This is a genomic window from Metabacillus kandeliae, assembly GCF_021166585.1.
In the GTDB taxonomy this organism is placed as follows: Bacteria; Bacillota; Bacilli; order Bacillales; family Bacillaceae; genus Metabacillus_B; species Metabacillus_B kandeliae.
Genome location: NZ_JAJOZE010000007.1, coordinates 87,215 through 98,820, shown reverse-complemented (window position 1 = coordinate 98,820; position 11,606 = coordinate 87,215). Strand labels below are relative to the sequence as shown.

Genomic DNA, 11,606 nt, shown 5'->3' with positions numbered 1-11,606 from the left:
TTCGAGCCGTACTTTTCTTAAAAGGGATGGTTTTAATTTGTGCAGGCGGGTAAAGATTAAAGTTAACAGAATGGAATAACGGAGGGATTTCGGTGACCGCTCATATGTATGATGTCTTGATTGCAGGGGGAGGTCCGGCAGGGTTAAGCGCCGCTCTTGTGCTGGGGAGAGCGAGGCGGACAGTTCTCGTTGTAGATGATGATAAACCGCGCAATGCTGTAGTCAAGCATTCGCACGGTTTTTTGACTAGAGATGGAATAGAACCGATGAAGCTCCGGCAAATTGCGAAAGAGCAGATTTCCAAGTATCAGCAGGTTGAATTTGAAAAAGACTGCATTGATTCCATCGAAAAAGAAGGCAGTCTCTTTCTTTCTTATACTAAAAGCGGCAAAGCTGTATACAGCAGACGAGTGATTATTGCTACAGGCATGAAAGACGAGCTGCCTGATATAGATGGCCTTGACGAGGTTTACGGCAAATCTGTTTTTACTTGCCCATACTGTGATGGCTGGGAGCATCAGGATCAGCCACTCGCAGTGTTTGGCGAGGGTAAAAAGCTGCTGAAGTTCGCCGCAATCATCTGGAACTGGAGCAAGGATTTAATCGTGTTTACAAATGGCCGCTCGCCTGTTTCAGATGAAGATCGGAGAGATATTCAAAACCATGGCATTCGCCTTGTTGAAACACCTGTAAAAGAACTGGTGTCAGAAAAGGGAATGCTTCAGTCGGTGGTGCTGGAAAATGGCGAAACCATCTCCCGTAAATATGGGTTTATCCAAAATTCCGGCCAGCATCAAGCAACGAATATTCCCGGAAACCTTGGCATCCAGACCACTCGAAAAGGCGGATATGAAACGATCGGTCATGGTCTGACAGAAATGAAAGGATTATTTGTGGTCGGAGATGCCAAAAATGCCTTTACTTCATTAATAGGAGCAGCAGGTGAAGGATATGAAGCAGGGGTTGCAATGGACCATGACATGATTCACGAGGATTGGGAAAAAGTGACTCACCGCTAAAAAAAGACAGCTTCCCTCATTTTTGGGGCCGCTGTCTTTTTTCTTTTTAGCTGTTCATAGATCTCGTCAAGTCTTTCACTTCTACTGTGCCCTTTTTTTCAGCCGATAAAGCGGCGGCCTCGTTAATAAGAGTCAGGTGCAGGACATCCCACTCTGTAATATCCGGTTCTTTGTCATTGGCAATGTCTTCTGTCCACTGCACCATCGGCATAGGCAAAGGTGATGGCAGAGATTCAGTGCTCTTCCATTCACCGTTATTTTTATGAATGCTTTTTAAACGAATCTGCTCCTCCTCGATCAGGAGTGTTCCTTCTGTTCCATAGATTTCAAGCAAAGAAGGGCTTCCATAAGAGACAAAACCCGTTTCGATGATTCCGTGAATGCCTGATTCATATTCTACCATTACAGCTGCGTAATCCTCCACATCATGCCCAAAGGTGTATTGGAATGATGCTGTAACAGCCTTGGCTTCACCTGCGATCCGGTTGGTCAAATAGATAGGATGAGCTCCCAAATCAATCAGTGCTCCTCCACCGCAGGCAGCTTTGTCAAAAAAATGAGCAGGAAGCCAGCCATTGGGTTTCCCTTCCTCAGGCACAGCGCCATTATGAGCTACACGGCAGCGGATGCTCGTTATGTTACCAAGTACGCCGCTTTCAGCTGCTTCCATTGCGAACCTGTAGTGAGGAAAGGTCAATCTTGGCAATGAAACCATCAGCTTGACCTTATTTTCTTTCACTGTTTCATAGATTTCCATGCAATCTGAAGCGGTAAAGGCCAGAACTTTTTCTGTGAAAATATGTTTTTTCTCTCTTGCAGCCTGCAAAATTACTTCCTTGTGAAGATTTGTTGGAGCAGAGACGATCACAGCATGTATTTCAGGGTTCTTAAGAATACGGCCCAGGCTACCTTCAAAAGGAACTCCCAGTTCTTCAGCCCATTTTCTGCCTCTTTCCTCTTCTTCATCCCATACAGCCGCAATTTCAATGCTGCTGTTTTCTGCTGCCATTTGGGCGTATTCCTCTGCGTGAACATGCCATTTGCTGAGTAATGCTGTCCGTATCATGATTTACCCCTTTGCTAGTCATTTTTTGTACAGTCAATTTAAACAGAGCGTATCAAAAAGTAAAACAGCGCATTTTATTTCGACCGCGCTCTTCTTCTTTACTATAATGAAAGAAAAGCGGCAATGAAAGGAGCAGTTTTAAATGGAAGAAAACATCAACCGTATTTTCCCTTGTTCCTGGTATGCTGTTGGATTTTCAAACGAGCTCGGGAAAAAGCCGGTCAGGAAAAAAGTAATCGGCCGAAACATGGTTCTTTACAGGGATCAAAAAGGCGGGGCACATGCCCTCCATGCCTATTGCCCACACAGAGGAGCTGATTTGTCTCTTGGATGTGTGAAAAACGGCCGCTTGATGTGTGCTTATCACGGGTGGGAATTTAATGGCGAAGGGGACTGCGAGGAAATTCCTTCGCAGCCTGGCAAGCCAATCCCGAAATTTGCCCATACGGCTTCTTTTCCGGTCACAGAGCATGCCGGCCTCATCTGGGTTTACCCAAAGCCAGCCTCGGATCAGGAAGTTCCCGATTTTCAAATCATGCCAGACTTGGAAGATGCAAGATACCGGCTGTCCCCCTACAAGGCTGAATGGAAAGCCCATTTTACGAGAGTTGTAGAAAGCGTTCTGGATGTGGCGCATTTAAGCTTTGTTCATAAAAAAACGATTGGAAAAAGATCAAAACAGGCCATTCAGGATCTTCCTTACACACATGACGGCGACCAAATCGTGATTCAAAATGGCGGAGGGCTTCTTGAATATTGGTTTCCGCAGCAATGGATTCTCCGTCCATCAGAAAAGACGAAAAATTCCTTCATTAATTATGTGACATTCACGCCTGTTGACGAAGAAGAAACGCTCATTTTCGGGTACGCGGGCAGGACGTTTGCGAAAAAACTGAAATTTATGGATAAGACGTTTTCCAAATACAGCCTAAAAGTTTTGGATGAAGACAAATCGGTTGTAGAAAGCCAGCATCCAAGGCCGATTCCTGAAGCACTTCGGATGGAAGCCCACGTCTATGCAGACGGTCCGCAAATCGCCTTTCGAAAAAGATGGTTTGATTTTCTGACCGCTGATGAAGAACATGTCAGCCTCGATCAGCCTGTAAAGGTTTATTGATAGATTTGTAAAGCACCCCGCTTTGAAAGCAGGGTGCTTTTCCTTAAAATCCGTTAATTGTCATGCCGCCGTCAACATACAGTGTCTGGCCGGAGATGTAGCTTGCCGCATCTGAGGCAAGAAAAACGGCAGGTCCTACAAGTTCAGGCAGCTGTCCAATGCGTTTTAAAGGTGTGACAGCAAGGATATCCTTCACATACTCTTCATCCTGAAGAAGCTTTTCAGTGAGCGGGGTCTCAAAATACCATGGTCCAATGGCATTTACATTGATATCGTACTTTCCCCATTCAAAAGCAAGAATTTTCGTCATTTGAATCATCGCTGCTTTTGTTGCACCGTATACAACACCAGTTCTCAGGGCAAGATGTCCGGCGACAGAGGCGATATTAATCATTCTTCCCCCTGTTCCCTGCTCCTTCATCACTTTTCCAATTTCCTGGGATACAATGAAAGCAGAGGTCAGATTCGTATCCATGATCTGCCGCCATTCTTCATCTGTTACATCCATCGCTTTTGATCTGATGTTCATTCCGGCATTATTAACCAGAATATCAATGCTGCCGGCTTCCGCCTTTGCTGATCTGATGGCTTCAGCCACCTCTTCCCTTACTGTTACATCTGTTTGATAGATGAACGCTTTCCGGCCGAGCGCTTCCACTTGTCCTTTTACTTCCTCAAGATCTTTCGCGGTTCTGGATAAAAGGATGACATCAGCACCAGCCTCAGCAAAACCGATGGCAAGTGCCCGTCCAATCCCTCTTCCTCCTCCAGTAATCAGCGCAATTTTTCCGCTGAGCTGAAAAGATGGCAATACCATTAGAATCACCCTTCCCTATGTATAACTCTCTATCATTTTAACACCAGCAGGAGGGCTTCACTAAGTATCTGCTTTAAGCGCTTTTAGGCTGATTTCCTTCTGTCTGTCTCTTTTTCAAGCAGCTCTTTAAATTTTTCCCGCTTTCTTTTAATGAAGATTAGGTCTTCAACATTCATGCGGTCCTCTAAATACTTCATAACCTTTGAATTGCTTATAAAATGATCATGATAGACAGGGTTTTCATACAGCTCTCTAAACCATTGATGCCCCCGCAGTTCCTTCAGGTGCTCCTCTACAAGCGCAGCATTCACTTTCTTCTTTCTCCTCAGACCAAAGATGAGTTCTATGGCCGGTTCTGCCAGCTCCCGTAGAATTCCAAGACCATCGACCAAGCCTTCCCTCTCCTTTTTCCATTTTCTCTTATTTTAAAGGAGCCTGGTATTTTCAGGCAATCATGCAAAATAAAAAAGCGCTGCAAGAGCGCTTTTCGGAGAAAAGCATTATTGGTAGACAGACATTGGGACAGTGCTTTCCGGCATGCCTGATGCATATGGTCCAACTTCGTATTGTCCAAAGATGATTTTAATTCCCTTATCAGTAAAAACCCATGTGGAGCTGTTTTTAATATCCACTTTTTTCAGACCAGGATCGATTCCCTTTTCCTCCTGATGATTTTTAAGATCTTTCAATACGTAAGCTGATACGGTTTTAAATTTACTGTGAATCACATCTGACAGCTGAAATTGCTTGCCGGTCAGCGTGTTGAAATTCAGTGAATGGGCGCCAGTCATTCCATGTGCGCCGCCGAAATATTCGTAGCCGTAGGTCACTACACTCAGCAAGTGATTTTTATTAAACTTCACTTCCGCTGTTCCTTCAAATTCATAAGGACGCCACGGATAATTCTTGCCGTCCTTTTCCCATTGCTTTTTATCCTCTGCTTCCTTTTTTTTCAGATCGGTGTAGGCTGCATACAATCTGTCCGCTTCTTTTTTCAGGGTTTCATTGATCTTTTTTTCAGCTGAAGCATTCGCAGCACCGCTCACCTTGAAATAGGAAATAGGTGCATTCGGATAGGAAACTTTCTCGATTTTTAATCCATTGACTGCTTCATATCTTGATTTAGAAGGGGTTTCATATTTAACCGCTGCACTGCTTTTAACAAACTTCCCTCCGCCAATACCGTAAGATCCGCTGCGGTTTGTATAAACTCTAGATGTCTGGCCTTTTTTCATTACAGAGAATTTTTTCCATTGAGATCCTGATTTCACATAGATGTCTGTGTTTTGAAGTGCTGTTACTCTTCCGATTTGGCCTTTTTTCAGCTCATGGCTGCCCCATGAGGAAGCGGCATGAACAGGAACCTGAGCCGCCCCTAATGCTAGGCCTGCTGCTAAAATGATGGCTGCAGTCTTTTTCATTTGAATTCCTCGTTTCTGTTTAGATTTTACACATTCTTCCTAAACTTATTCTCTGGTTCATCATACTGCAAAGCTGGCGAAAGAAAAAGGAAAACTGGATAAAATAAGGAATTGGAAGTATTATCTTCCTTTTCTAGATGCATTAGGATAGATTGATGCCCTCTGCTCTGCTGCATACAGATTCATTTGCTGCATCTGACAATGAGGAATACCGGATTTCCCCTTTCGTCACTAAGCTGGTAAAAAAGAGTCTATTGGAGGATTTCCCCTTTTGGCGAATCACCACTTGAATTCTTTTGTATGAAGGGGTTAAGCGCCTTCTTCCTCTTAAAGCATTTTTTAGAGAGATGATAAGGCATCAGCATATCTAGGCAGTAAGACCTTGACCAATGAAGAAAATCACACAGAATAACACAAATTATCTTTCGAAATTACTGGTACTTATGATTTATTTTTCACATAAGCACTCTTTCCCATTCTCAACCATTGCAATGAACCCCCAGAAATCGACATAATAAAGAGAAGGATTATTAAGAGACTCGAACTCTATAAAGAATGGGTGAAGTATATGTTTTCTAATACTGAAATCGGAATTGACCTTGGAACTGCGAATACGCTTGTATATAGCAAAAATAAGGGGATTGTATTAAATGAGCCGTCCGTGGTTGCAATCGATACGGAGACGAAAGCCGTTCTTGCTGTAGGAACAGAAGCAAAGAACATGATTGGAAAAACACCTGGTAAAATTGTGGCGATCCGCCCTTTAAAAGATGGCGTTATAGCAGATTATGATATTACAACAGATATGCTGAAGCAAATCATGAAAAAGGCCGGGAAGAGTCTTGGGTTCTCCATCCGCAAGCCGAGCGTTGTCGTCTGTACACCAAGCGGCTCGACTTCTGTAGAGCGCAGAGCGATCCATGATGCGGTGAAAAATTGCGGTGCGAAAACGGTGCATTTAATTGAGGAACCGGTTGCTGCAGCGATTGGTGCTGATCTGCCAGTAGAAGAACCAGTGGCAAATGTTGTCGTTGATATTGGCGGAGGCACTACAGAAGTGGCCATTATTTCATTCGGCGGAATTGTTTCCTGCCACAGCATCCGCATCGGCGGAGATCAGCTGGACGATGATATTGTTACATACGTCCGCAAAAAATATAATCTTCTTATCGGTGAAAGAACAGCTGAACAGATCAAGATTGAAATCGGCTATGCGTTGACTGACCACGAAGAAATTACAATGGAAGTTCGCGGAAGAGATCTGGTTACAGGCCTTCCGAAAACAATTGAGCTCAGATCTACTGAAATACAGCAGGCAATGAAAGAATCATTGCTTCATATTTTAGAAGCGATAAGGGCTACTTTGGAAGACTGCCCGCCAGAGCTTAGCGGGGACATTGTAGACAGAGGCGTGATCCTCACAGGCGGGGGCGCACTCCTTAATGGTATTCAGGATTGGCTCAGCGAAGAAATCGTTGTTCCTGTCCATATCGCTCCAAGCCCGCTTGAGTCTGTTGCGATCGGCACCGGCCGCTCTCTCACAGTCATTCATAAGCTGCAAAAAGCGGCTAGATAAACCCATAGCACCAAGAAGGAAAGCGGTCCATGCGGCCGCTTTTTTTTAATAGTATTCGAGCTTTTCCGCTATTTTCGGACGGTCGGCCTGCTTGAAAGACAGTTAGCCATAGCCATTTCTATAGACAAATCCTGTATTTTCCGTAAAAATAGAAAAAATAGAGTATCAGGAGGCGAATGAATGGAAAGCATTCAGGAAATTGAACTGATTAGAAAAACGCTGAATTCTACCTCGATTGGTGTAGTCATAACAGATCCTTCATTGCACGATAATCCTATTGTCTATGTAAATCAGGGATTCTTAAATCTCACACTATACAGCCGGGAAGAAACGCAAGGGGAAAATTGCCGCTTCCTGCAAGGGGCTGAAACAGATCCAGGTGCTATTGAAAAAATTAAAACAGCCGTGAGAGAAAAAAGGTATCTTGAGGTTGAAATTTTAAATTACCGAAAGGATGGCACGGCCTTTTGGAACGAGCTGATAATTGAGCCTATATTTATCGAAAGCGAAAAGAAGCATTACTTTGTTGGATTTCAAAAGGATATTACAAAGCAAAAAGTGTTTCAGGCTGAGCTTGCTGAATCTCTTGATCAGATTAGAGAGCTTTCAACACCGATTGTTCCGCTATCAGAGGATGTTTCTATCCTCCCGCTCATCGGCGAACTTACTGCAGAAAGATCGGAATCGGTGATTGAAAAAGCAACGGCCTACATTTCCAGTCACCAAAACAAATTTCTTATTGTTGATCTTTCAGGCATTTCAAGAGTCGAGCAGGATGAAATCGCCAATTTGCTGAAGCTATACCAAGTGCTCTCCCTTATGGGTACTGAAATGGCGCTTTCAGGCGTGTCAGCAGAGTTTATACTATCAAGCACACCTGAATTGTTTTCCCATCTTGGAAACATCAAGACGTTTATGACGGTAAAGGAAGCACTTCATTCTCTGAATCAGCTTTAAAGGCATAAAGCATGCGCCCCCTCTTAAAGAGGAGACGCATGCTGCAAGATGGCTATTTTTCATTATTCGGCTGGGCGGAGAATTCCATTACAGTCCATCCATTTGTCTTTGAAGAAGCAAAGTCCATTCCTGCTATAGCTGTTTGAACATTTCCTTTCAGAATAAAGCTCGCACCAGGCAGGATCTCCTTTGATTTTAAGATGTTCAGCACACTTCCATCGTCCGCTTTGTAAACTTTCAAATTGCCGAAAGGTCTCGGCTTGCCTTTAAAAACGGAAACCTTTGCAGCGGCAATTTGCCCCTCTCCGGCCTCCATATTATAGAAAATGTAGTCTGTTACATTGCCGTGAGTGATTTCATATGTGCTGTCATCCAGTTTTTCCGCAGCCAATGTTTCGTCACCGGCATAAAAAACATGTTCAAAGACGGCTTTTTCTCCGTTTTGCCTTTCTATTAAAACAGGTGTAAGAACAGCCGGATCGCTTGAAGGTCCAGGCCCTTCAGCCAGAATTGCTTCTTCCAGGCTGCCGGGCAATGAAGCCGCCTTCAGCACTTTGCCGTTCAGCTTCCATTCAGCCTGAAACCCGTTTCCTGTAAAAGCACTTTTCGGATTTTTTACATATTGATAGCCATTTCTGCTGCCGGGTGAGGAGGCCCTATTTTGAAGGTCAAGCGAAACAGACGTTTCTCCCATTCCATGAAACACCCAGTCATATTGATGAATGGCCCCTTTTTCTTCGCCTTGGAAAATGTCGAGAATCATTTGGTCCCACATCAGCAAGGATCTTGTATAGGAAACACCTGGATACGCGCCGTCTGCACTTGCTTTCATCAGCTGCAGGCTGCTGCCTGCAGCAAATTGATCGAGCTTTCCTTCTGTTTCCTTTTGCGAGACTCCGTCTACTGTAACGGTATTATGACTGACAGTCTGCTTATACCAGCCTGTATAAAGAGTGTGCCCATAGCTTGGTGTGCCAAAATCGGGAGCAAATGCTTCCTGATCAGCAAAGAAATCTAAGTGCAGCTTATCCGGATGTCCATGCGACCCGCTGTAAGGGCCGTAGTCCATTAAGGCAAACAAGCTGCTGTTTCTAAGCTGGCCCTGCCCTGCTCCTTCAAAATTTCTGCTTTGCCAGTCAGATACATTCTGATCAGGGATGGAATCTTCTCCTTTAAAAAGTGCATATTCTCCTGCTCTTGGCGTTATCTTGTATTTTTCAGTCAGGAGCTGGGCATATTTTGGGTCATGATAGGCTTTAAAGGCTCCTTCATAATCAAAATTCCCTTTTTTTGAAACAGGATCCAGCAAGGAAGTGCCATAAGTGCCGCCATCATTATTAAACGGCAGACCCCTGTTCGGGTAAGCGTAATAAAGAGGCAGATCATACATCTTTTTCAGCGAAGGATGAGAATACAGATCAATACCCCATGATTCTGCAGCATCTGCTAGCGATTGAAGGGCTCTTAATGAATACATATGGTAAGCAATGGAGCCTTCCCACCAAAATCCGTCTGATAAAACACTTTCCTTCATCAAGTAATGAAACCCATGCTCACCATCAATAGCGAAATGAATCATTTCCTGATCACCCAGAGCCGATCCAATGACTCCGATGGCCGCATCATGCCATGCCTGCCAGTTGGATTTCCCCATATCATACTCGCTGATTGTCTTTGCAGAAGGTCTTAACAGATTGAGTTCAATGTTCGCTTTATCTGCGGCAGATAAAGAGGGGCTGTGATAAAGCAGATCGTACACATAAGCAAGATCCACCATGCTGACCGCTTCATCAAGCGTCTGCCAGTAAAGCCTTCCGCCTCGTGCCTGCTTTTTAAAATTCGGATAGAGATCAGCGTATTCCTTCAGAATGGAGGCGGCTTTATCCGAATACTTCTGCTCTTTGCTTGCTACATATGCGGCAGCAAGCGAACGAGCTGCTTTAATCAGTTCATTATGCTTGTAATATCTCCAGCCCGCATCATAGGAGTCTCCCTTGTAAAACGTTTGATCCGATGGACAGTAATGCCTGCCAGGGCTATCCGGATTATACTCAAGCGGTGAGCTGTCGGGGCATAAAAACCACATTCCGTGTCCGCCAGGCTCTCTTGGAACGCCCGTATTTTTAGTCAGCCATTTATCAGCTTCCGACTTTAGGCCATTCCAGTTTTCTTTTGCCCATTGATAGGTGCTGATTCTTGCCTGCGCTCTTTCAAGTTCTGCTTTTGTTACAAGCGATTTCGGTCTCTGGTGGGAAGAAGGCGTATAAGCAGCAGTCTTTGCCGAAAGTTTCACCTGAAATTTTGCTCCAAGCTTTAGCCGTGAAATAATTGATATCGTCATGTCTTTTTCATCTCCTGGAAGAGAACCCGCTGGGATCGTATAGGTTGCTGATATTTCTTTTTTAGCCCCAGGCAAAAGATCTCCCTGAGGCTCGCTAATGGAAAGCGTGTCTGCAGAAAGTTCATCAGACGTTATTTCATAATGATCATTTTCCAGCGTTTTATTTTGTATCGTGAAAAAATAAGTCAGCTTGGAACCAGGTATTCCTGATTTCTGAATTTCCTGCGGTGCAGCCTGAAAGGTTTCTTTCATCAGCTTTAACTCATCAAAATACACAACTGCTGACGGATCAGGCTTTTGGTCACTGTACCATTGTGAATGAAAGGTGATTTTCTGGATATCCTGAAAGCCGAGCGGTTTCCGGGATGGAGAAAAACTGCTTTTTTCCAGTGTAACATGCTTCCATCCTGTCCAATCGAGCTTAATTCCGGCCAGATAGTAATCAAGGCCTTCTGTTTCTGGATTATCCGAATCAAGGATTGCATATATCGTTGAATTTGCAGCTTTTTCGGAATACATCCACCAGCCAATCTTGTCATAGCTGCTCCAGTCTTTTGGGATGGCGGTCGTTTGAACGGATTTCTTCGTGTCCATGCCCTGCCATTTTCCACTGTAAAGGCCCTCTTTTACATAGGCTGCATCTTCGGTAACAGATGTCCACTTTCTTGCGTCTTCGAATCCGTCTATGATCAATTCATCTGATGCAGGAGAATAACCTGCAGTGATTTGGTCAAATACAAGTTTCATATTGGGGTTTGGAGTCTCTCCGTACCATGAAGTGTGAAAGCGAAGCTGATCAATTTTTGAAAATCCTGCCGGGGAGTAGCCCTTTTTAAAAGAGTAGTATGGCAGGCTGATCTTTTTCCAACCCTCCCATGTGACATTCAGGGAGGCAATGTAATAATCCTGTTGAGGCGTTTGTTCATTATCTGAAACAAGAACAGCATAAATCCTGCTGTTCACTGGAGCTTCTGAGTAAACCCACATATCAAGTGTTTCATATCCGCTCCAGTCATGGGGAATTTCTGAAATATCTACTGATTTTTGGCAAATGCTGCCTTTGCATACATTCCATCTTGCGGCACCTGTCCCCTGCTTGACTGTTGTTCCTTCAGGAACGATGCCTCTCCACGAATTCATATTCTCAAAATCCTGAATGTTAAGAGTGTCCTCTTCTCCTTCTGCCGCCAGTGACAGTTTAGGAAAAAGCAGAAAACAAACAATAAACAGCATCAGCAAAAGGCAAATCTTTTTTCCCATCATCTTCCCAGCCCTTTTTAGCCCGCTCACCG

General features: G+C 44.2%; 9 protein-coding genes. 4 read left to right on the top strand and 5 right to left on the bottom strand.

Features of this window, described 5'->3' with window-relative positions:
* The first annotated feature begins 92 nt into the window (after window positions 1–92).
* Window positions 93–1,019: an NAD(P)/FAD-dependent oxidoreductase gene (locus tag LRR81_RS14905; protein WP_231790177.1), complete on the top strand. Its 927-nt coding sequence runs from the start codon at window positions 93–95 to the stop codon at window positions 1,017–1,019.
* 46 nt (window positions 1,020–1,065) lie between these two features.
* On the opposite strand, the gene LRR81_RS14900 is transcribed toward LRR81_RS14905, so the two are convergent.
* Window positions 1,066–2,085, bottom strand: coding sequence for a Gfo/Idh/MocA family protein (locus tag LRR81_RS14900; RefSeq protein ID WP_231790176.1), 1,020 nt, complete (start codon window positions 2,083–2,085; stop codon window positions 1,066–1,068).
* Window positions 2,086–2,227: 142 nt separating this feature from the next.
* Between LRR81_RS14900 and LRR81_RS14895 the strand changes: the two genes are divergently transcribed.
* Entirely contained in the window at window positions 2,228–3,202 is a 975-nt protein-coding gene (locus LRR81_RS14895; RefSeq protein WP_231790175.1) for an aromatic ring-hydroxylating oxygenase subunit alpha, read from the top strand.
* A gap of 43 nt (window positions 3,203–3,245) precedes the next feature.
* Here the strand turns inward: LRR81_RS14895 and LRR81_RS14890 are convergent, their stop codons facing one another.
* The 3 genes from LRR81_RS14890 to LRR81_RS14880 all read right to left on the bottom strand — a co-directional run bounded on the left by LRR81_RS14890 (window position 3,246) and on the right by LRR81_RS14880 (window position 5,440).
* On the bottom strand, window positions 3,246–4,019 hold the full coding sequence (locus LRR81_RS14890) for an SDR family NAD(P)-dependent oxidoreductase (protein WP_231790174.1): 774 nt from the start codon (window positions 4,017–4,019) through the stop codon (window positions 3,246–3,248).
* An 83-nt stretch (window positions 4,020–4,102) separates the two neighbouring features.
* On the bottom strand, window positions 4,103–4,411 hold the full coding sequence (locus LRR81_RS14885; protein ID WP_231790173.1) for a hypothetical protein: 309 nt from the start codon (window positions 4,409–4,411) through the stop codon (window positions 4,103–4,105).
* A gap of 108 nt (window positions 4,412–4,519) precedes the next feature.
* Window positions 4,520–5,440: a DUF3298 and DUF4163 domain-containing protein gene (locus LRR81_RS14880; RefSeq protein WP_231790172.1), complete on the bottom strand. Its 921-nt coding sequence runs from the start codon at window positions 5,438–5,440 to the stop codon at window positions 4,520–4,522.
* A gap of 568 nt (window positions 5,441–6,008) precedes the next feature.
* On the opposite strand from LRR81_RS14880, the gene mreBH reads away from it, so the two are divergent.
* Complete coding sequence (gene mreBH / locus LRR81_RS14875) at window positions 6,009–7,016, top strand: rod-share determining protein MreBH (RefSeq protein WP_231790171.1); 1,008 nt, start codon at window positions 6,009–6,011, stop codon at window positions 7,014–7,016.
* A gap of 180 nt (window positions 7,017–7,196) precedes the next feature.
* A complete protein-coding gene (locus tag LRR81_RS14870) occupies window positions 7,197–7,973 on the top strand; it encodes a PAS domain-containing protein (protein WP_231790170.1) in 777 nt (258 codons plus the stop codon).
* A gap of 52 nt (window positions 7,974–8,025) precedes the next feature.
* Here the strand turns inward: LRR81_RS14870 and LRR81_RS14865 are convergent, their stop codons facing one another.
* Window positions 8,026–11,577 (bottom strand): heparinase II/III domain-containing protein, encoded by a 3,552-nt coding sequence (locus LRR81_RS14865; RefSeq protein ID WP_231790169.1) that lies wholly within the window; start codon window positions 11,575–11,577, stop codon window positions 8,026–8,028.
* Window positions 11,578–11,606 lie beyond the last annotated feature (29 nt).